Raw genomic sequence first — 22,840 nt, 5'->3', positions numbered from 1 at the left:
CAATTCACACTTTTATGAAACAACATGTGCTCACAACGTTGTGTCTCATAGCCTGTAGTTCGATGCAGTCTTTATATGCACAACAGATCCAAATTGCTGGTAAGATAACGGACATCAACGGAAAACCAATTAGCGGAGTTACAATAAATGTAAAAGGCGCTAACCAAGGAACCTCAACAAATGAAAATGGCCTGTTTACGCTAAACGCAAACACCAACGCAACCTTAAGTATATCTGCCGTAGGCTATCAACCACAAGAAGTGCAGGTCAATGGCCGCAAAACCATCAGTATTTCACTCAACAGTGATGAGCAGGCATTGGACGAAGTCATTGTCGTTGCCTATGGAACGGCTAAAAAGAGTACCTATACAGGTTCGGCAGCACAAGTAAAATCAGATGCCATTGATAAACAACCTGTCACTTCTTTTGAAAAAGCTCTTACTGGCCGTGTTGCAGGTCTGCAAATGTCAAATGGATCTGGTCAGGCAGGTGCAACTTCAGCTATACGCATTCGAGGCATAGGATCCATGAACGCGTCGAATGAGCCACTCTATGTCATTGACGGTGTTCCAGTCATTTCGGGTAGTGTCGGACAGATGGGCGACTATATTGTCAATACCAACAACGTCATGAGCACATTAAATCCCAGCGATATCGAATCTATTTCTGTGCTTAAGGATGCTGCCGCCTCATCCCTTTATGGGTCCCGCGCGGCAAATGGTGTCATCATCATCACCACAAAAAAGGGAAAAAACGGAGATCCGAAGATCAATGTCAAGTCCTCTATCGGCATTAGTCCTTCCTGGGCAACCAAAAATAATGAACCTGCTTCGGTACAGGATCAAATCAATATGCTTTATAGTGTTTTATACGACTCTAGAATAGCAGCTGGTCAAACGGCTGAACAGGCGAATAAAAACACCTTATTCCGCTTAAATTCTTTGGACTGGAATCCAAATTCGGCAAATTACGGTAAACCAACTTCTTCTTATGGTTTTGGTATTCATGGCTATCAATTCAGCACGGATGGAACCTCACAATGGGAAAACGTACATATCTCAGGAAAAACAGATGGTGTAGAGAATCGAGATGGTAAGTATTATGACTGGAACAAAGCATTGTTTAGAACCGGGATATTCAACAGCAACGATATCTCGGTAAGCGGAGCAACAGAAAAAACCAATTACTATGCGTCTTTAGGATACACGCAAGACAAAAGCAGGATTATTGAGAATAACTTCGACAGAATCAATGGTCGGATTAATTTAACACAAAAGATTGGCAAATATCTTGAATTTGGCTCAAACGTCAACTACGCTAAAAACAAGCTTATCGGGATGAATGACACCAGGAATACAGGAACAAATTACCTGTATCAAGCGAGTAATTTATTATGGCAGATGTATTGGCCAACTGATTATAAAACAGGTAACGAATATACAGCTCGTTATGGCAGTCTCGCTTATAATCCATTGTATTACAACAAGGAATGGGAAAACTCTTCGAAAACAAGCAAATTATCAGCTATAGAATCTTTATCATTAAAGCTGTTACCTGAACTTACATTGAAGACCATTTTCTCCTATGACAGAACCGAGGTCAAAGATCATATCTATTATAGCGCTAAACATTATAACGGTATGGCAGACAATGGCCGGGTCACAGAGGTGTCTACGTCTATTGAAAAATTGGTATCATCCACAACAGCCAATTACAACAAGAGCTTTGGCTTGCATAATATTGGGTTATTAGCTGGTTTCGAAGCTGAAAAAAACACGACTGATTTTATCCGTGCTACAGGTAAAGATTTACCATCCTCATCACTTCATACCGTCGCCACTGCAGGTATATTGGATGCGTCGGCCTATTCCTGGGGCAATAATATGATGTCTGTACTATCGCGGGCGGAATATAACTACGATGAACGTTATTTTGCCTCAGCATCTTTTAGAAGGGACGGTTCATCCCGCTTGGCACCAGGTCCTCGTTGGGGCAACTTTTGGTCTTTAGCAGCTTCCTGGAATTTAGCCAAGGAATCTTTTATTAAACAGATCGAGGAAATCAATAACCTAAGAATTAGAGGTTCCTATGGGGTAAATGGAACATTACCTACGGATCTTTTTGCTTGGCGCAATTTAACAAGTTATTCCAACAAATATATGACGCAGCCAGGTGGTGGGCTTAATAATTTAGGCAATCCGGATGTAGCTTGGGAGAAAAATTACTCCACAAACATCGCTTTGGAATTTGGTCTGTTCCACAATAAACTATTCGGTACAATTGAATATTTTAACAGAGACTCGAAGGATCTTTTACAGAATGTTCCGATCTCGACAATTACCGGTTTCGGTTCCATATTGCGAAATGTTGGCGAAATGAACAATAAAGGTATAGAGATTGAACTGGGCTCAGATATTGTTAAAAATGAAAATTGGAAATGGACATTAAGTGCAAATGCAGCAATCATCAAATCCAAGATTACAAAATTATATGGTGGACGTGATATCGTCTGGTATGATCCCACAGGTGGAGACGATAGAGCTCGATTTATTTATCGTGAAGGAGAATCGTCTTTATCATTCTTTGGTTTAGAATGGGCTGGTACCGATCAAACCAATGGCAAAAACGTCTGGTATACTAACGATGGTACTGATGGCGATTTTTTGTTCAACGGAAAAGCTGCAAGTTATGATTACAAAAAAGCTAAACAAACCATCATCGGAAATGCTAATCCTAAACTATATGGCGGTATAAATTCTGACATCGATTATAAAAACTTTTCATTGGGATTGAACTTTGCTTATAAAATTGGCGGCAAACTTTATGATGCGACATCCAAAGATGTTGCCGATGACGGCTATTATTGGGAACGAATTCATGCCGCTTATTTTACAGAAAATAGCTGGTCACCTTCAAATACGGAAGGAACTTACCCAATGGTTACTGGAAGAGATCTGGAAGATGTGAACCAGATCAGCAGTAGACAACTGTTTGACGCGTCATATCTTAGATTAAAGAACATTTCGTTGAGCTATAGATTACCAAATGAATTTTTAAAACGAGCTGGCATCTCCAATGCAAGGGTATTTTTCAATGGAAGCAATTTATTGACTGTTTCGAAATACAAGTATATGGATCCAGAAGTTAACCAATTTGGTACGCGGGGCTGGGAAACACCATTGGCAAAAACGTACACTTTCGGTGTTGAATTTAGTTTTTAACGAAAAAAAACAGTATTATGAAAAAGCTTTTTATTGCCTCGTGCATAACAATATCATTAGCAATCAGCTCTTGTAGCAATTTTTTGGATGTCACACCGACCAATATGGGGGACTCCAATACCTCCATCCAAACTGCTGCTGACGCAAAGGTTATTATGAATGGATTAATGAGTAAAATGGCAAATGTGGCCTACTATGGACGAAATTTTCCGCTCTATGCTGATGCCAAAGGGGGTGACTTTACGATTGCATCCCAAGGCCGCGGTTATGACTATCTTTATGTATTCAATCATTCCGCCTCTTCCAATCCCTATTCAGGCATCTGGACACAAGGGTTTCATACACTCGTGCAGATCAATAATCTTTTGACAAATATCGATAAACTAATCGCTGCCGGTTCGACAGAAAATTTTAATACGTATAAAGGACAAGCATTGACCGCAAGAGCCCTCATCAATTTTGATCTTGTCAGGTTGTATGGCAAACCCTACAACATGGAAAAATCTGCCCTTGGTATTCCTAATGTGACAAAAGTCCTCGAATATAGTACGCAGGAAAAACGTATCTCCGTTGAGGAAAACTACAAACAAATAGTACAGGATCTAAAGGATGCAGAAAGCTTATTGCCAAAATCCAAATCGGATGGATATTTCAGTTTTTTCGCCAATAAAGCACTGCAAGCTCGTGTGTACCTCTATATGAATGATTATGATAACTCGTTAAAATCAGCACAGGAAGTCATAGACTCCAAAGTCTACACATTGTATAGCAATGAAAACTGGGTAAAATCCTGGACAGGTATGTTTGGAACTGAATCTATTCTAGAATTGGGTGTTTATCCGAATGAAGCTGATGCAGGGACTAGTTCACTGGGTGCGATGTTCCGCAGAAAAGGACATGGCAGTACAGCCATATTGGGAAACTTTATAGCCGCAGATCCATTCTTGGCCAAACTTAAGAAAGACGAGACAGATGTCAGATGGGGTGTTATGGCGTATGATGAAGTCGGCACCACCCATTTAGGAGCGGTTTATAAATATAGCGGTAGCACCACGCTTGCCGGTGATAAAAATTCAACAGCAAATAGTACCGCTGTCAATATTAAGGTCATCCGTTTGTCCGAAGTATATCTTATCGCTGCTGAAGCTGCTCTACTAAAATCATCTCCTGACAAGGTCCTTGCAGCAAATTACCTGAATGCAATACGCCAACGTTCTCCAAAATTAGATGTCGCGACCTCAGGCACGATTACTTTAGATATGATTGCCGATGAGAGAAGCAAAGAGCTCCTTGGAGAAGGTCATCGCTTCTTTGATATGATGCGCTGGAACAAATCGATAACTTTTGACGATGATTTAGGAAATATAAGCACAACAAATAGACAAAAAACGATCGATAGAACCTTCTTTAAAACCATTCTTCCTATTTCACTGGATGAGATGAATGCAAACCCAGCTATAGCAAATCAACAGAATACCGGCTACTAGTAGTCTCAAAAAAGAAAAAAGGTCACAGCCTATGCTGTGACCTTTTTTCTTTTTTGAGCTATATTAAGCATTCCTAACTTATCTGATTTTTATACTGCTGTTGCCTTGGTTTTTTCAAATCGACCACCCAACCATTAACTACGGCGTAAATGATCTTACCTTCTTTCCGAAGGAAAAAATCCGCCTGAGCTCCGAGAGCTAATTGTTGTGAAAATTCTATAGCTTTTTTAGTTAATACACGAATTGGAAGGTTATGCAAAACTTCTCCCGGGATCACATTTTCAATCATAACAGCGGCATAGCCTTTTTCAAGTAATCCCATCACGACGGCATCATCTAAATCTGCCAACGAAGCAAATGGCTCCATATACATCTTGGCTGGGCCAAACTCCATTCCTGCAACATCAATATCTACATAACCATAAAAATCTTGCAGATCGCCAATATCTTCAACAATACCCTCTACGTAATAGTCTGATCCAATTGTCTTTTCATTCTGCCGAATGGCAACATCGACAAGCAATGTTTTTCCACTCCGCTCAATGGTCAAATTTCTCAGCAACACATCATGGAGCTTTTCATCATTGAAGGGAATTGCATCGTAATCGGTAATCGAATGCTGTTTAAAGGATTGGTCAGCAATTTCCTCAAATGCTTTTAACAAAGCCACGAAATTATATTTTCGGACCAGCATTTTTTCGGTATCACCAACATAAGCTCCTGATTCAATTAAAATCGTCCTGGCGCCCCATTTTTGAAAATTATCACCGAAACCGCGCGGTGTATGCTCATCGTCATACTTTGCCACTGCATTTGGAACAAATTCCTGAAGGATCTTGTTTATTCCGACAATCACCCGCATCGCATCTCCCCGAGTTTTATTGATACTCCGCGCATAGTCATAAGCAGGCGCCAATAAGGAAATTGTCACTGGCGTATTTGTTCCGGGAATGTTGTAGTAATTGTTTTGGTTATGCAGGTTAAAAGCAAAATCAGGTTTTAGCAACATGGCTTGCGCCTTCAATAAGGCTCCTTCCACTGTTGCTGCTGCCCTTGCATCTCTGTTCATATCCACATCCATGGCTGTCCTACGCTGAAACCTTTCGGTTCCATCAGGATTTAGCATCGGAATAAAATATAGGGTCATTTTTGATGCGATGTCATCTCTAAAGGCATCAAAATCATCATTTTTCCCGTTGAAAAAATTAAATAGATCAAACAGGGCCATTGTCGCCGTAGGTTCATCACCATGCATTTGTGACCATAAAAGTATCTTGATTGGCCCTTGTCCGTATTGTAGTCGAAAGATCGAACGATCTTCAGTGGACTTCCCAATTTCCGCTACAGTGAAACGTCCATAGCTCCGGATATTTTCTAATAACGGTAAAATATCAGCATGTTTAAATCTTCTATGCATCAAAGCCTTTTCTTCATATAAAGAAAAGGCTTTGATGAAATCAACTTTTACTAATTTCATATTAATCTTTTAATGCAGGCTCCATTAAAGCAATCGTTCCTTGCGAAGCATCTACACGGACTTTTGCTCCTACGGGCAAAATAAACTGTTCGGCAATATGCCCAACGACAGCCCCTGTATAAGCAGGTATTTTTAACGGTTTGATATAATCATTGAACAATTGGTCAAGTGTTACGGATCCATAGCCACCGGATGGTTTACAATTGGTGCACTTGCCAAAAATAAAACCCTTAATCGCACCCAGTACACCCGCATTTTTCAATTGACAGAACATACGGTCAACACGTTCCATATCTTCGTCGACCTCTTCAAGAAAAAGAATTTTATCGTTAAAATCTGGCAGATAAGGTGAACCACATAAGCCGGTCAACACGGTCATATTTCCACCCAGCAATACCCCATCTACTATACCAGGATGAATTGTGGCAATTCGGTCTTTGGTCTGCACAATGCTATCACCTTTGGACTTGGGGTTTTCAAATATTGCTGGCTGATTGGCTACAAATTGGGCATTGAAAGCCTCTGCAAGCTTCTTAGTCCAGGTACTGATACCCACTGCACCATGAAACGTTATAAGCCCTGTCTTGGCATATAATGCCAAAATTAATGCTGTTATATCTGAATATCCCAATAAAATTTTGGGGTTATTGGCGATCAGTCTGTAATCTAATCGATCTAAAAGACGTGATGTACCCGAACCTCCTCTGATGCAAACAATCGCTTTGACGGTCTTGTCTGCAAACATATCATGAATGTCTGCAATACGCTCCTGATCTGTACCGGCCAAATTACCGTAGCGGCTGCGTATATGTTTACCTTCTTTTACTTTAAAACCTAAGGTCTCAAATATCTCACGTGCAATACTAATTGATTCTTCATCATCCAATACACCTGCGGGCGTTATTAAACCTATGGTATCCCCCAATTTTAACCTCGTTGCAAGCAAAACAGCCTGACCGTACAATTCGTCTCTATCTCTGGTTGGCTGCCCCATTCCCAGTACAGGAATAGACAACACGCTTAAAGCAATCGATTTTAGAAAGGCTCTTTTTTCCATTGCTAAATACTATCGGTTGAACAACAGACGTTCACCAGCACCCTTTTCAATAAGTTGTCCGTTGGAGAAAGCAAGTTTACCTGATACGAGAGTATGTTCAATCGTTGAACTAAACGTGTGCCCCTCAAATGGTGACCAGCCACATTTCGACAGGATATTCGCTTTCGATACCGTATAAGGTTTATTGAGATCGACCAACACAAGATCCGCCCAATATCCCTCACGAATGTATCCTCTATCTTCGATTTGAAACAATGTAGCCGTATTGTGCGCAGATTTTTGCACTAATTGTTCCAGGGTCATTTTTCCTGCTTTGACCATATCTAACAAGGCTTGCAACGCATGTTGTACAAGAGGCCCTCCACTTGGTGCTGAAGTATAGGGTTGAGATTTCTCCTCAATTGTATGCGGAGCGTGATCTGTCGCTATCACATCGATATGTCCATCCAGTACAGCTTTTAAAATCTGATCGCGATCATTGGCAGTTTTTACCGCTGGGTTCCATTTGATAAAATTACCTTTTGAGGCATAATCCTGATCCGAAAACCAAAGGTGATGAATACAGGCTTCAGCAGTTATTTTTTTATCCTTTAGTGGAATATCATTATTAAATAATGCAATTTCTTTGGCGGTTGAGATATGAAGGATATGCAAGCGTGTATTGTGCTTTTTTGCCAGCTCGACAGCTTTCGACGAAGACAAATAACAAGCTTCCTCGGAACGAATCAATGGATGCATCTCAATTTTTAATCCATCCTCGCCATATTTTTCCTTAAATAGGGCCAAATTCGCCTTTATCGTTGCCTCATCTTCACAGTGCGTAGCCACCAAGGTCGGAGCATTCGCAAAAATACCTTCCAACGCTTTTTCATTATCAACCAGCATATTGCCAGTAGAGGAGCCCATAAAAACTTTTATACCACAGACATTTCTTGGATTCGTTTTAAGTACCTCCTCAAGATTATCATTAGCTGCCCCCATAAAGAATGAATAATTGGCCAGCGCATTTTTTGCCGCTATATCATATTTATCTTGAAGCAATTGTTGGGTCAACGTATTAGGAACAGTGTTAGGCATTTCCATAAAGGAGGTTGTCCCACCGGCAACTGCGGCGCGACTCTCATGCCATATATCCGCTTTATAAGTTAAACCGGGTTCTCTAAAGTGAACCTGGTCATCAATAAGTCCAGGTAGCAAGTGTAGCCCCTCAGCATTTATTTCCCGATCAGCAGGATGATTAATTTCCTGAGCAATCATTTCGATTCGACCATTGCTGATATATACATCAGCAACCTCAACTTTACCTTCATTGACAAGTTGCGCAGATTTTATAAGAATAGATGACATGTTGAAATTTTTACTTTGCTTTAGGTCAAAAGTAAAGATTTGTTGTGGTGATATCAAGTTATCTCGATAAAGAGTTGCCTATATGGAGGACAAATTTTTCCTTAAATTCTCTCCTTCCTCCTATGTCAAATTTGAAATATCCTACTCGTATTTGTCTAGATTTGGCGCAAAACGAATTGCATTAAATCTCAACTCCGGAAAGTTAATCGCATAAAAAAAGAGGCTTTAGCCTCTTTTTTTATTCTTTATCGAATTTGTATCCTACTCCTTTTACAGTGGTTACATAATCGTCACCTATCTTTTCGCGCAGCTTGCGGATATGGACGTCAATTGTACGATTGGTTACCACAACAGAATCTTCCCAAATACTCTTTAAGATCTGTTCGCGTGTAAACACCTTGTTCGGTTTTGATGCCAATAAATACAATAGTTCAAACTCTTTCTTTGCTAGAACGATCTTTTGTTCCCCTTTATATACCAAGAAAGAATCTCGATCAATGACCAAGTCGGCAATTTCAATTTTATCCTGAACAGAGGCATCTGACTCTTCGGAAGCATTTCTTCTTAAGATAGCATTGATGCGGCTCATTAAAGCACGCGGCTTAATTGGCTTTGCTATATAGTCGTCTGCACCGACATGAAATCCTGCGATCTCCGAATACTCTTCGCTTCTAGCAGTCAAAAATACCATGAATGTACTTTTGAATTCAGGCATTGCGCGCATGATGCGACAAGCTTCAATTCCGTCCATCTTTGGCATCATCACATCCAAGATGATAAGATCAGGATTTACTTGTTTAGCAACGTTGATTGCCTCTTCCCCATTTTGCGCTGTAGAGACCTGATAACCTTCACGATTTAAGTTGAATGCAATTAAATCCAAGATATCCTTTTCGTCATCAACAATTAAAATCTTTTGTTTCGAAGAACTCATTTGTCTTATTTTTTTTGCTAAATTATAAACAAAATGATAACAATCAGTTAATCTAATGTTACCAAATTATTAAGTAATATAATATTTAACAATAACACATTGATTACTTAATTGTTTTCTTCAAAAATGCCTCCAGCTCCTCTCCACGCAAGTTCTTTGCTATAATAATGCCGTTCGGATCGAGAATGTATGAGGTAGGCAAGGCTTTCACACGGTAATCAATGACAACCGGTGAGCTCCAAGCCTTCAAATCTGACACATGTGTCCAAGTTAACTTGTCATCTTCGATAGCACGCATCCAGGAACCAGGATTATCATCAAATGAAACGGAGAGTATATCAAAGCCTTTACCATGATAGGTATTGTACAACCTAACGAGATTAGGGTTTTCCTGGCGACAGGGCATACACCATGAAGCCCAAAAATCCACCAAAGTATATTTCCCTTTAAAACTCGATAATTTAACTTCTTTGTTTGATGGTGTAAAAGAAGTCAACTCAGGAGCAGGTTGCCCAATTGCCATTTTTTTCAGTTTTTGGGTCTCCTCTTTAAACTGTGTTACATATCTGTTCTCCGTAAATTCATTTTTTATTTTATCTGCATAGGTAATGATTTCATTTTCGGCTACTTCAGGATCTAAGGTAGAGATTGCATAAAAACCTGCAAGATCATTGTGCTTATTCGAGAAATCGACTGCTTTTTTTGTATATGCACGCAATTCTGCTGCAAACTTTGATTTATATTCAGCACGAATCTTTTCGATCTCAGCTGCTGTGGAATTGGCCGTTAGCTTTGAAAACACCGTCTGCAATGAGTCCTGTAGATAATCGCGATAATTTCGCTCTTTGGCAAAAGGCTGTATAGTCTTTGACAATTCAGAACCATCAACCTGGTAATCATTTACATCTTTATGCAAATCTGTCTTAAATGTAATTGTCTCCCCCGGAGAAGCAATTAAATCGTACCGATTTTTACCGACACGCAAGGACAACAATCTGGATTGGCTAGCAGGTCGTACAAACTGAAATTTGTTATTATCGCCAAAAAACATAGAATCCAGCTTGGTATCACCTTCATACAATGAAATAACTTTGATATTGCCAGGATTTTCGACATTTCCAGCGATGGTAAACTGTTCTTTATTTTGGCAACCCATCATCAAACCAACGATCCCTACTGCTAAAAAAACTGCCTTTTTCATCCGTTTATTTTTATTTGTTAAGTACCTATTCCCAATTACGCAAATGGCTTTGCTCTGTTTGATTCACGCTACATGTCGCAGCTTAAAGAATCGTGAAAACGATCAGATTTATTCGGATCTTCCAAGGAAGAAGTCGAATAAATCTGATGGTTTCGTATTGTATATTTAGGAAATAAAATCATCTATTTACATCCTAGTTCAGCTAAGTAGCCTGTTCAACTACCCCTAAAATTTATTTCAAGAAATCTATTGCTCGCTCAATTGCACCTTTTAATCCGGCTGGGTTCTTACCTCCAGCTGTTGCGAAGAACGGCTGACCACCGCCGCCACCTTGGATATCCTTAGCCAAATCACGCACAATATTACTTGCGTTCAACCCTTTTTCTTTGGCCAATTCGTCTGATATGACAACGGTCAAACTTGGCTTACCATCAAATTCAGCACCGATCACCAGGAACAAGTTATTAACAGCCCCCTTTACCGCATAAGCCAAGGTTTTCACCGCCTCTGCACTCGGTAGATCGACGATTGTGGACAAGAAATTAATCTCGCCGACCTGCTGGATCTTTGCTTCCAGATCTGACTTTAACGCTAAGGATTTTTCTGTAATACTTTTCTCTACCTCTTTTTTCAAAGCACCATTCTCATCGATGATTTTACCCAGTGCAGAAACAAAATCTTTCGGATTATTCATGAGCTCTTTCAGGTGGTGAACCAATTCGAAATGCTCGCGTATAACAGCTGCAGAGCGAGTTCCAGTGATCGCTTCTATACGACGTACACCAGCTGCTACAGCAGATTCAGAAACAATTTTGAAAAAACCTATTTGCCCCGTTGCTTTAACATGTGTACCACCGCACAATTCTTTAGAATATTGATCCTCGAAGGTGATTACACGAACAAAATCGCCATACTTCTCACCAAATAGTGCTGTTACGCCCGAATCCAATGCTTGTTGATAAGGTACATTTCGTTCCTCCTTCAATGGAATATTTTCACGAATTTTGGCATTGACAATATCTTCCACCTGTTTGATCTCTTCTTCTGTCATTTTTGCAAAATGAGAGATATCAAAGCGCAAAATATCAGCGTTGACCAATGATCCCTTTTGATTCACGTGACTTCCCAACACCTGCTTAAGTGCAGCATGCAGCAAATGTGTTGCGGAGTGATTGTTTTCAGTATCGATTCTTTTAGTTTTATCGACCTGCGCAACAAATGTTCCTTTCAATTCCAGCGGCAATTTGTTTGTAAAATGTACAAATAGACCGTTTTCCTTTTTCGTATCTGTGATATAAATCTTTTCTCCAGTTTCTTCGGAAACCAATTCTCCAGAGTCGCCGACCTGGCCACCACCTTCGGCATAAAAAGGACTAACAGAAAGCACCAATTGGAATTGCTCTTTATTTTTCGCAACAACTTTACGGTATTTAATAACTTCAGTAACGGCAGTTAACGTATCATAGCCTACAAATTCAAATCCATCATCATCATTTACCACAACCCAATCACCCGTATCTATAGCAGTGGCAGCACGAGAACGATCTTTCTGAATTTGAAGAGCTTGGTTGAAACCTTCCATATCAACTGTTAAACCTTTTTCGCGCGCTAGCAATTCCGTCAAATCGATCGGGAATCCATAAGTATCGTATAATTCAAAAGCAAAATCCCCATTAATTACGGTGTGGTCCTCCACATAATTTTCAAAACGTTGGACGCCCGTAGACAACGTTCTTAAGAATGAAACCTCCTCTTCCAAGATTACTTTCTGCACAAAATCCTGCTGCTGGATCAATTCGTCAAATACTCCGGCGAACTGAGCTGCCAATACAGGTACAAGTTCATTGATAAAAGGAGCCTTAAAACCTAAAAATGTATACGCATAACGTACTGCACGACGTAAAATACGACGGATCACGTAGCCAGCTTTATTGTTGGATGGCAGTTGACCATCGGAAATTGCAAAACTAACCGCACGAATATGATCAGACACTACCCGCATGGCAATATCAGACTTTTCATCTATACCGTATTTTATACCTGACTTCTCAGCAATAAAATCAATGGTAGGCGTAAATACATCTGTATCATAATTGGAGGTCTTCCCCTGTATACATCGCACCAAACGCTCAAAGCCCATTCCCGTATCCACATGTTTAGCTGGTAATGACTGAAGTGAACCATCTTTCAACCGATTAAATTGCATGAAGACAAGGTTCCAGATCTCAATTACTTGAGGGTGGTCTGCGTTGACCAAACTCTGCCCTGAAGTCTGTACGCGCTCTTCCGGACTACGCATATCGAAATGGATTTCGGAACAAGGTCCACAAGGCCCTGTCTCGCCCATTTCCCAGAAATTATCTTTTTTGTTACCAAGGAGAATTCTATCTTCACCAATCCATTCTTTCCAGAAATCGAAAGCTTCCATATCACGTTCTAAGCCTTCTTTTGCATCCCCCTCAAAAATAGTGACGTATAAACGATCTTTGTCTAATTTATAAACTTCTGTCAACAGCTCCCAAGCCCAAGCAATAGCTTCTTTCTTAAAGTAATCACCAAAGCTCCAATTTCCCAACATCTCAAACAACGTATGGTGGTAGGTATCGATCCCGACTTCTTCCAAATCATTGTGCTTTCCGGAAACACGCAAACAACGTTGCGTATCGGCAACACGCGGAAATTTGATGGGTGCTTCACCAAGAAACAAATCTTTGAATTGATTCATCCCCGCATTGGTAAACATTAATGTCGGGTCATTTTTTACAACTACTGGTGCTGAAGGTACTATCTGATGCCCTTTACTTTTAAAAAAGTCCAGAAAGGCTTGACGAATTTCTCTACTTGTCATTTAATTATCTAAAAATATGTGCAAACTTACTCAAAATTGGTAGGTTATGCAATGTAGAATTCCATATATTGACCTTGAAACGACTGTTTTCTCTAAACGACCAAAAATCAATATTGACTTTTCAAACAAAAAAATCAGGAGATAACATACAGACAATTAGGGTACACTTATTTTAGATGTGACAGAAATCACAAACTGATATTAAATACAACATTTTAAAACTGTTATTAGTTATTCATATTTGTCTAAAGCGCGTCAAATTCAACACGTAAAACAACAAAAACTATTTGACTTAAGGTCATTCACAATTACATTTGTTTTATTACATTTGATAGTAAAATAGGGAATCGAGTACACTTTCACGCACATTCCCTAAATGCAAAATAAATAAGATTAGATTTTGTAGATTAAATTCCTTCTAATGAAAAAAAACATTCTACTACCGGTAGATTTTTCGGCTCATTCTAATAATGCTGTAAATTACGCAGTGGACCTTGCCCTCGAAAAGGGGTATTCTATCCATCTTTACCACAATTATACTTCGGCTTCTGCTGTGTTTGAGGACGAAAATGGCCGTAATGAGACTAATTCTCCAACATTCAAAGCTGATATCCTTATTAAAAATCTGGCAGAATCAATAAAATTAAAGCATCCTGCGTTTGAAATAACCACCCAATGTGAGCGCGGTATGATTACAGAAACACTACCGGAGCTCGCCACTCCTAGTCGATTCGATTTTGTCATCATGGGGACTAAAGGCATCACCAATGACGATAGCCAACTTATTGGCAGCACGACCTATGTCATTAGCAAAAAAGCCAAAATACCTGTCTTGGCCATCCCCACTGAAGCGTCCTTTACACCTATTGACAAAGTTGGCTTACTGTCTAATTTTAAAGAAGAAGAGGTCCAGACCGTCCAAGATTTTGTCAACATCATCGGCAAAGACTTTGAACTAAAACTTATGCATGTTCATTACGATCATTCATCAGAAAACAGAATCGAAGACAAGCTTGAAGTATGGAAATATAAGATCAAAAAATATATTGGTGTGACCAATATTGCTATAGAAGTGGATTCAATACAAGGCGACATTGAGGACTTAGATACGGTTCCGGAAGTGATTAATGAGATGATCCATGAGGAAAAGATTAAAATATTACTGGTGACACGATCGAGGAAATCGTTCTTTGAACGTGTTTTTACGCGTTCCGTTGCAAAAGCATTATTTAGTCATCCCTTAGTTCCAATATTTTTTACTAAAGCATAACCTTATAGCCATGTCTAAACTATTAATACCAGTAGATTATTCCGAAAACGCACGAGTTGCCGCATTTTATGCAGCTCAAATCGCGACGACAACAAATGATGAGATTACACTCTTTCATTCGTTCACTTCGCATATCAACAAATTTGCAAATGCGAAGCATTTAGTAGACCCCAGCGAGGGAGAAGCTCGCCGTCAGATGGAAAAACTTGTAGCTGAACTTCTACAGGAATATCCTTCGCTTAAAATTTCTACCTTATTTGCCAACGGTATTTTGGCTGAAACACTGGATAAACAAGAGATAAAAGAGGTCTATCAAACGGTGATTATGGGTACAAAAGGAGTGACCGGACTTGAATCTGTATTGATTGGAAGCAATACATATGATGTCATTAAAGAGTCGAAGATCCCTGTTCTGGCCATCCCGAAAAACGTGACAAAATTCAAAAATGACAACATCGCTCTATTGACAAATTTCAAACCCGGTGAACTTGAAGTGCTTAAACAAGCGATACCATTATATGGGAAAAATTTCCATTTACAGCTTATCCACATCAACAAAAACAACCTAGATATCAATGCATTAGGAGAAAAACTTGAAAATTGGATTGAACAGATCATTGCTGAGACCGGCATCGAGGATATTTCCTATATCATCAAGTCGCCAAGTTATTTTGCCGGTGCTCGAGAGAATATCGCTAACGGCATTCATACGATTATCCGGGATGAAGATGTCGATGTTATTTTGATCACAAAAAGCAGAAAAACTTTTTTCCAAAACATTTTTACTGAAAATATTGTTAAGCATCTGGCTTTTGAAATTGAGGTGCCAAACTTTTTTGGGCGTGTAGAGTAACCAAATAATTTTTGGCAAATTTATTGCAAGAGTGTTCAGTGAGTTAATTTAACAACAGTATTATAGTAGATAATTTTACAAACACGCATTATGAAAATTAGCCTTAAAAAATCAGGATTACTTGTTGCGGCAGGAATTTTATCCACCGCATCCTTTGCGCAAAGCACAAAAGAAGCATCAATCGAAGGCACAACTCCATTAGGTTCGGCAACACAATATAGAACCTGGTCTATCGGTGTAGGGGCCGGTGTAACAAGTTTGCAGAATATCGCCAAGTTTAACAATGGTGGTTATGACAAACTAGACTGGAATTTAGGATATAGTGCTTATATCAAGAAACAAATCTCGCCATCATTCGGATTAAAAGCAACTTATTTTGGCGGAAAGACAGCTGGTTATGATAACAGCGACAAGCAAACTGGATTCGAAACCAAAACTCCTTGGTCAGTTGCCTTATCTGGTGAGTTTTTAGCGGCCAACACGAATTGGAGATTTTTCAACAGTTTTATTAAACCTTATGCATCGATTGGTGTTGGGGTAATGAATGCTGAAACTGCTGCAATCGCTGGTGGTAACAAAGGTGAATATGGAGATTCTTATTCTAAGATCTATGTTCCCGCAGATTTTGGTTTGAAATTCGCTGTTGCCAAAGGTATTAACTTTGAATTGGGATACCAATTGAATTGGGCAAACCAAAGATTTGACAATAGAACAGTTGATCAACAATATAAAAATGACTTATTTACTTACGCACATGCCGGCTTAGAGTTTGCCTTAGGCAGCAGCAGCAAACCTGCGTTGAATAATTCAAATCCTGTAGCAACCCTTGTGAATGACTATACCGTAAAATACGATGATCTGAAAGCTCAAAATGACGCATTGAATGCTAAAAACCAAGCTTTGCAAGGTCAATTGGATGGTCTAAACAATGATCTAAAAGATGACGACGGTGACGGTGTGGCCAATAAATATGATAAATGTCCAGGTACACCTTCAGGTGTGCAAGTGGATGGATCAGGTTGTCCAATTGTTGTAAAAAACGAGACCAAAGTTGTTGAAAAAGTAGTGGTTACTGAAGCCGATCGAAAAGTTGTTGCTGAAGCGATCAAAAACTTAGAATTCGATTTAGGTAAAGCAACGATTCGCTCCACTTCGTATGCAACATTGAATAAAGTTGCTGCATTATTGATCGAGAAGAATTTTAGTTTAAAACTCGCAGGTCACACCGACAATACAGGTTCACGTGAATTAAATATGCGTTTATCTAAAGAGCGTGCAGAGTCTGTAAAAGCATATTTAGTATCTCAGGGTGCTAACGCGTCGCGCATCGAAGCAACTGGATATGGTCCAGACCAACCGATTGCATCCAATAAAAACGCAGCGGGCCGTCAACAGAATCGCCGTGTTGAATTTACACTTTATTAATAACTAACAAATTACACTAATAAAAAGGTGTTTTTTAAACAGAAACACCTTTTTATTTACCAAATGTCATATTTCAACTACAAACCTATAGTGAATTTAATTTATAACTTATTACTTTTGCATCGGTTTATACAAACACAAATTATATGAAACTAAAATTACAATTAGTATTTGCTCTAGCATCAGCGGGCTTATTTGCCAATAATGCAATTGCCCAAAATGCGAAGGGATCATCCATTGAAGGAACAACACCATTTGGTCCGGTTACGCAATACAGAACATGGTCTATTGGTATCGGTGCAGGGGTGACTAATCAAACCAATATTGCTGGTTTCAATCGTGCAGGTTATGAAGACTTGGCATGGAACCTTGGTTACAGTGCCTATATTAAAAAACAAATTTCTCCTTCGTTCGGTATTAAAGGAAGTTATTTCGGAGGTAAAACAGGAGGTGCTTTCTTAACGAAAACAGCAGATCAGTCATTCGAGGCAAAGACCCCTTGGTCACTAGCCTTATCTGGAGAGTTCCAAGCAGCCAATACCAACTGGAGATTCTTTAACAGTTTCATCAAACCTTATGCATCAATAGGTGTTGGTGTGATGAACAGCAAAACTACGTTGACGACAGGAACAACTTCCCAAGAAGCGGATGGCATTTCCAAAATTTACGTACCATTGGACATGGGACTTAAATTTGCTGTTGCCAAAGGGATCAACTTCGAGTTGGGTTATCAGTTAAATTGGGTTAACCAAAACTTTGACGGTATTCAAGGTGGTCAATATAAGAATGACTTGTTTACTTACATCCATGGTGGTTTAGAATTTGCATTGGGTAATGGTAGCAAACCAGCTTTGAACAATTCAAATCCAGTAGCGACCTTAGTTAACGACTACACATTGAAATATGATGATCTTAAAGCACAAAATGATGCTTTAAATGCTAAAAACCAAGCACTACAAAATCAATTGGATGGCCTAAACAGTGACCTGAAAGATGATGATGGTGATGGTGTAGCTAACAAATATGACAAATGCCCAGGCACACCTTCAGGTGTTCAGGTAGACGGTGCAGGATGTCCAATTGTTGTTAAAAACGAAACAAGAGTGGTTGAGAAGGTTGTTGTAACAGAGGCTGACCGGAAAGTTGTTGCTGACGCAATCAAAAACCTGGAATTCGATTTAGGAAAAGCAACCATACGTCCTACGTCATACGCGACATTAAATAAAGTAGCCGAACTGTTAATCGAGAAAAATTTTAGCTTAAAACTAGCTGGTCACACCGATAATACAGGTTCACGTGAATTGAACATGCGTTTATCAAAAGAACGCGCTGAATCGGTAAAAGCCTATTTAGTATCTCAAGGTGCTAATGCATCACGTATTGAAGCGACAGGTTATGGCCCTGACCAACCGATCGCATCAAACAAAACCGCTGATGGTCGTCAACAAAACCGTCGCGTAGAGTTCACGCTTTATTAATCGATATTCTTTGATTTATACAAGCCAAAGGCATCACTTCACGTGATGCCTTTTTTATTACTCCTTTTCTTATCGAAATCTTATTCTTTGATAAGGTAAACGTAAAAAGATCACCCTATTTAAAGTAAATAAACATTTGAGCAACAAAAAGATAACTTCCGAACAAACAACATAACACGTATTTTTAATAAAGCAAAATTTAAAAAATGCGTAGACCCCATGCTCTTGTATTGGCTTTCTTTTCGTTGATCTTTTCCTCTTGTGAAAAGGATCCACCACTTCACGAACCCGGCTCAAATGAAACCATCAACCAGTGGGCATTAGACCAAATGAAACGCTATTACTACTGGAATGATAAAATTGGATCAACCCAAGATTACCAACAAAGTCCAGATTTATTTTTCAAAAATATCCTATACCCCGAAGATCATTTTTCCACTATCTTACAAACCCTAAATAGTGATACCTATGGAAATACGCTAACAAATACTTTTGGATTTGATATGGTACAACTCCAAACAACAGGTAAAACCATCCAACTGATCACCCAGATTGTTCCCTTCAGCGAAGGAGATTTAATGGGACTCAAACGGGGAGACAGCATAAGCCACATCAACAACGAGCCTATCGACCACAGCAACCTGAAATCGCTACTAAGCAAATCCTTGATTTTACCGGCAATGCATTTGACGCGAAACGATGGCAAAATCTTTCATCTGCCTTCTTCCTATATTTCCCAGCCTGTCCTCTATACCGCTAAACTCATCTCCTCCTCCCCCACGGTAGGCTATATATTTTTAAGTCAATTTGACTTTAGTGGGGCATATTCATTATTGGAAGCGGTCCAAAATTTCAAGTCCCAGCAGGTACAAGAACTTATTGTCGATTTACGTTATAACCCCGGTGGACAGGTTGCTTTCGCCTCATTTTGCGCACTCTTATTGGCAGACATCAAGGAAAACGACATTTTTGCCAAATACCAAGGCAACAAAAACATCAAAAATAGAGAAGACAGCTTCGCAGCAGCACTGCAAGGTCAGCCCGATGGCTATTCATTTTCAGCAAAAGATGTTTTAAAACAAGGTTTACATTTAAAAAGAATTTATATACTCACAGGACCAAACACGGCATCCGCGTCCGAAATGTTAATTAATGGATTACATCCCTATGTACAGGTTGTACAGGTTGGCGATAAAACCTATGGAAAAGACATGGCATCGACAACGCTATCTACACCTGAGGAAATTCATGGCACTGAACGTGCTTGGCATTTGATTCCCATGATCTATAAAATATACAATAAAATGGGACAGGGAGATTATAGCAACGGGATTACTCCTTCTACCAAGATCGACGAGTTTGCCTTTTTACCTTTGACCCCAATAGGTGACACCAGAGATCCATTGATCCGGGAAGTGTTACGAACAATTAGTGATAAAAACACCAGAGTCAAGGGCACTATCAATACAACAGAAAAGACGAACATTTTATCCCCCAAATATAGAGGAAGTACTTATCAGGTAATACCTATCGAAGTGAGTACACAGGATAAGACCGAAAAATAATTTTATCAGTGTGCACAAGAATTTAACGAGGTGATGATCATACGTAGATCGGCTCCAGTCTGTCCATTTTTGGCTAATTTGCGAAGAGAAGGCGACAAGATTTCCGAACGAATGGTTCGCTCCTTCGATTCATAGTCCTGTACGATGTCTTCCAGCTGCTGCAACTTTTCCAAATATTGCCGATAAAGTTCATTCAGCTCCGCCATTTCATTCCTTAAGGCTAGCAGCGCAGCCGCATCAACAGACTGATCTACATCTCCCTGAATTCTCAGGGAGATAGCGAATAAATTGCGATGTTTTATAGCATTGATGCCTTTCATAATGACTATTTTTTTGAATTAATGGTTTACCATTGATGTAAGTGTTGACGGGTATCTGTGTTTGTTTTGTAATGAGTTTTATTTCTGTAGCCAGATATTATCCAAACCATAGCCTATCCCTCCAATTTCTGAGAATGCATCAACATCAAAATATGCATCGGATTCTTTTTGAGGGAGATATACAATACCGATATCTACCGAAAAATTAAAAAACAAAAAGACTTTTTGTCCATCTATAAGGATCGGTTTTAAATCCTTATCTAATACTTGCGCCTTTGGCACAAAAGTAGCGTCAATCGGTATTTTGATAAATTCTTCGGGAATTTTATCTGATATCAAGTCGGTAATCAGGATTGGATTTTCGTCATACTTGACCATATCCATTCCCCAACTTTCATCATAGACAGGCTTACCTTGATAAACCGCCAATCGAATTGGCTCACCATTAGGTGAAATTGTTTTATTATAATTTAAGATCTTTACTTGCCTCACACCCGGAATCGATTCGACATTATCTCCTAAGGGATTTGGCCCAACAACGAGTGACGGATCAATGGGACTTTTACTATGTACACCAAAGGTATTTAATCCTGATTTGAGCGGAAGCCGTTGCTCTAGGACGACCTGATCATTACTATTATATGCAACGACCGATGAAGAATCGGCATCTTTATTTCGTATAAAAATAAAATTAGCATCGCTTGGATTAGCAACTTTTCCATCTATCGTTACTCTTTTTACATCCACCGACGCAGTGCTATAAGATCTAAAAGCAATCCGGGCCAGTTCTTCAGTTTCTACAATAGGTTCACCTTTTTGACAGGAAGACAATAGGGATCCAATCCAAAGGGCTATAAAACAGAGAAATAAATTTTTAATCATCTATAAAGGATAAAGAAGTGAGCCATTGTATGGCTCACTCAATTAAATAATCAATATTAATAAGTTTTTGGAGCAAATTGAGTCCAGTTTGCAGTCCAAGGAGCAGTTGTCGGATGGAATGCACCTTTATAAGTTGTACTTCCATCACCATATGCAGGTGAAGTTGACAATGGTCTTAAAAAAGCAGGATTAAATGTAGATGTTGTTGGATAAAAAATATTTCCAGCTCCTGCTAAATTCAAATATGTCGTTGCATCTGTTGACACATTTGTTTGGTTTCCTGTTGGTGTAGCACCACTGAATGCCGCAGTATAAGCATGTACAACATTACCTGTAAAAGTACCTGTTGCACCATCCTGAAATGCTGCACCTGTTGCATAACCAGCGATAATCGAATTTTGAATATCATACTGTGAAGCTCTTCTCCAACGGTTACCAAATTTCAGTTTTGTACCAGCTACAGTAGCATCCTTAATTCCCAAGAATGTAAAATTTTTCAGTACTGGGCGAGTCTTTGGTGTCGCTGCATATGGCGCTGTACCTTCGTTATCCGATTCCAAACCGTTTGAATCCGAACTACCACTTGATGTGCTATTTGTTGAATTAGGATCCTTTAATGATAAGGCATACTGAATTGTTCCGGTGTATCCATGATCGAAATCAAAGTCATCATCATCATTCGATAAGGCTACCAGGTATTTCGCATTTACAGTACCGCCAAAGAACTCGAAACCATCATCTTTACCCCAAGATACCTGAATATTTTCCAAGGTGGTACCAGTACCAACACCACCTAAAGTTAGTCCGTTGATCTCATTATCAGCAGTTAAGTTGTAACCCGCAAATTCAATACGTACATATTTCAATGAGCCTGAATTATCTGCAGCGTTTGTACCTCCATAAGTAACATCTACACCCACAGGTTGAGGAATCCCTTCGATTCTCCGTGTGGCAGCTTGATTGGTAGTTGCGCTACCCAACAAGACGACACCTCCGAAATCACCAGGGTTACGAGATCCTGCCGCATTTGGAGAAGTGAATACGATTGGTGCTGAAGCAGTACCGTTAGCGATTAATTTCGCTGTTTTAGGTACAACCAAAACGCCTTTGATATTTTGAGTTATTCCGGTGATTTGGTCATCGTATGCTTTAGTTACACCAGAAGTAATGTAAGTACCCGCTTGAATCGTCAATGTCGCACCCGGTTTTACGAAAGCAACTCCATCAATTTTCCATACGGTATCTGCAGAAAGCGTAGTTTTAGTAATAATACCGGCAGCATCTGTTGGAATCGTTGCCTGAGGTTTGTTTGGCAAACCAGCATTCAAATCTGAATTAGGTCCTACGTTGTCTTTGTTACAAGAAGCCAATGCGATTGCGCATACGCTTGCTACTGTTAAGATTTTTTTCATTTTGTGTTAAATAATTACTAGTTTTGCCATCACAAGATCATTTTTTAGACTATGCATCCCTAT

General features: G+C 39.5%; 16 protein-coding genes. 7 read left to right on the top strand and 9 right to left on the bottom strand.

Features of this window, described 5'->3' with window-relative positions; translation table 11 throughout:
- Positions 1-14: 14 nt before the first annotated feature.
- Both K2F45_RS07990 and K2F45_RS07985 read left to right on the top strand, forming a co-directional pair.
- A complete protein-coding gene (locus K2F45_RS07990; protein ID WP_075991693.1) occupies positions 15-3,221 on the top strand; it encodes a SusC/RagA family TonB-linked outer membrane protein in 3,207 nt (1,068 codons plus the stop codon).
- 17 nt (positions 3,222-3,238) lie between these two features.
- Complete coding sequence (locus K2F45_RS07985) at positions 3,239-4,708, top strand: RagB/SusD family nutrient uptake outer membrane protein (RefSeq protein ID WP_075991692.1); 1,470 nt, start codon at positions 3,239-3,241, stop codon at positions 4,706-4,708.
- A gap of 73 nt (positions 4,709-4,781) precedes the next feature.
- Here K2F45_RS07985 and K2F45_RS07980 read toward each other — a convergent pair whose 3' ends face one another.
- The 6 genes from K2F45_RS07980 to alaS all read right to left on the bottom strand — a co-directional run bounded on the left by K2F45_RS07980 (position 4,782) and on the right by alaS (position 13,572).
- Positions 4,782-6,185 carry a M14 family zinc carboxypeptidase gene (locus K2F45_RS07980; RefSeq protein WP_083663540.1) on the bottom strand — a complete coding sequence of 468 codons (1,404 nt, stop codon included), beginning with the start codon at positions 6,183-6,185 and terminating at the stop codon, positions 4,782-4,784.
- Position 6,186: 1 nt separating this feature from the next.
- Positions 6,187-7,242 carry a S66 peptidase family protein gene (locus tag K2F45_RS07975; RefSeq protein WP_075991690.1) on the bottom strand — a complete coding sequence of 352 codons (1,056 nt, stop codon included), beginning with the start codon at positions 7,240-7,242 and terminating at the stop codon, positions 6,187-6,189.
- A 9-nt stretch (positions 7,243-7,251) separates the two neighbouring features.
- Positions 7,252-8,589 (bottom strand): dihydroorotase, encoded by a 1,338-nt coding sequence (locus tag K2F45_RS07970; protein WP_075991689.1) that lies wholly within the window; start codon positions 8,587-8,589, stop codon positions 7,252-7,254.
- Between the two features lie 238 nt (positions 8,590-8,827).
- Positions 8,828-9,523, bottom strand: coding sequence for a response regulator transcription factor (locus K2F45_RS07965; RefSeq protein ID WP_075991688.1), 696 nt, complete (start codon positions 9,521-9,523; stop codon positions 8,828-8,830).
- A gap of 103 nt (positions 9,524-9,626) precedes the next feature.
- Positions 9,627-10,724, bottom strand: coding sequence for a TlpA family protein disulfide reductase (locus tag K2F45_RS07960; protein WP_075991687.1), 1,098 nt, complete (start codon positions 10,722-10,724; stop codon positions 9,627-9,629).
- Between the two features lie 232 nt (positions 10,725-10,956).
- Positions 10,957-13,572, bottom strand: a complete 2,616-nt coding sequence (alaS, locus tag K2F45_RS07955) for an alanine--tRNA ligase (RefSeq protein WP_075991686.1) — start codon at positions 13,570-13,572, stop codon at positions 10,957-10,959.
- Positions 13,573-13,993: 421 nt separating this feature from the next.
- Here alaS and K2F45_RS07950 point away from each other — a divergent pair, with 421 nt between their 5' ends.
- From K2F45_RS07950 to K2F45_RS07930, 5 genes are all read left to right on the top strand, one after another.
- Positions 13,994-14,842 carry a universal stress protein gene (locus K2F45_RS07950; protein WP_075991685.1) on the top strand — a complete coding sequence of 283 codons (849 nt, stop codon included), beginning with the start codon at positions 13,994-13,996 and terminating at the stop codon, positions 14,840-14,842.
- Positions 14,843-14,852: 10 nt separating this feature from the next.
- Positions 14,853-15,695, top strand: a complete 843-nt coding sequence (locus K2F45_RS07945) for a universal stress protein (RefSeq protein WP_075991684.1) — start codon at positions 14,853-14,855, stop codon at positions 15,693-15,695.
- A gap of 90 nt (positions 15,696-15,785) precedes the next feature.
- Positions 15,786-17,120 carry an OmpA family protein gene (locus K2F45_RS07940; protein ID WP_075991683.1) on the top strand — a complete coding sequence of 445 codons (1,335 nt, stop codon included), beginning with the start codon at positions 15,786-15,788 and terminating at the stop codon, positions 17,118-17,120.
- 146 nt (positions 17,121-17,266) lie between these two features.
- Entirely contained in the window at positions 17,267-18,598 is a 1,332-nt protein-coding gene (locus tag K2F45_RS07935) for an OmpA family protein (protein WP_075991682.1), read from the top strand.
- A gap of 206 nt (positions 18,599-18,804) precedes the next feature.
- Positions 18,805-20,163 (top strand): S41 family peptidase, encoded by a 1,359-nt coding sequence (locus K2F45_RS07930; RefSeq protein ID WP_248933286.1) that lies wholly within the window; start codon positions 18,805-18,807, stop codon positions 20,161-20,163.
- 5 nt (positions 20,164-20,168) lie between these two features.
- On the opposite strand, the gene K2F45_RS07925 is transcribed toward K2F45_RS07930, so the two are convergent.
- The 3 genes from K2F45_RS07925 to K2F45_RS07915 form a co-directional block, all read right to left on the bottom strand.
- Positions 20,169-20,483, bottom strand: a complete 315-nt coding sequence (locus K2F45_RS07925; RefSeq protein WP_075991680.1) for a hypothetical protein — start codon at positions 20,481-20,483, stop codon at positions 20,169-20,171.
- A gap of 78 nt (positions 20,484-20,561) precedes the next feature.
- Complete coding sequence (locus K2F45_RS07920) at positions 20,562-21,365, bottom strand: hypothetical protein (RefSeq protein WP_075991679.1); 804 nt, start codon at positions 21,363-21,365, stop codon at positions 20,562-20,564.
- A 56-nt stretch (positions 21,366-21,421) separates the two neighbouring features.
- Positions 21,422-22,777: a hypothetical protein gene (locus K2F45_RS07915; RefSeq protein WP_075991678.1), complete on the bottom strand. Its 1,356-nt coding sequence runs from the start codon at positions 22,775-22,777 to the stop codon at positions 21,422-21,424.
- Between the last annotated feature and the right edge of the window lie 63 nt (positions 22,778-22,840).

The organism is Sphingobacterium siyangense (assembly GCF_023277505.1).
Lineage (GTDB): Bacteria > Bacteroidota > Bacteroidia > Sphingobacteriales > Sphingobacteriaceae > Sphingobacterium > Sphingobacterium siyangense.
The sequence above is the reverse complement of the archived record's forward strand: the minus strand, read 5'-3'. Positions and strand labels throughout refer to the sequence as shown.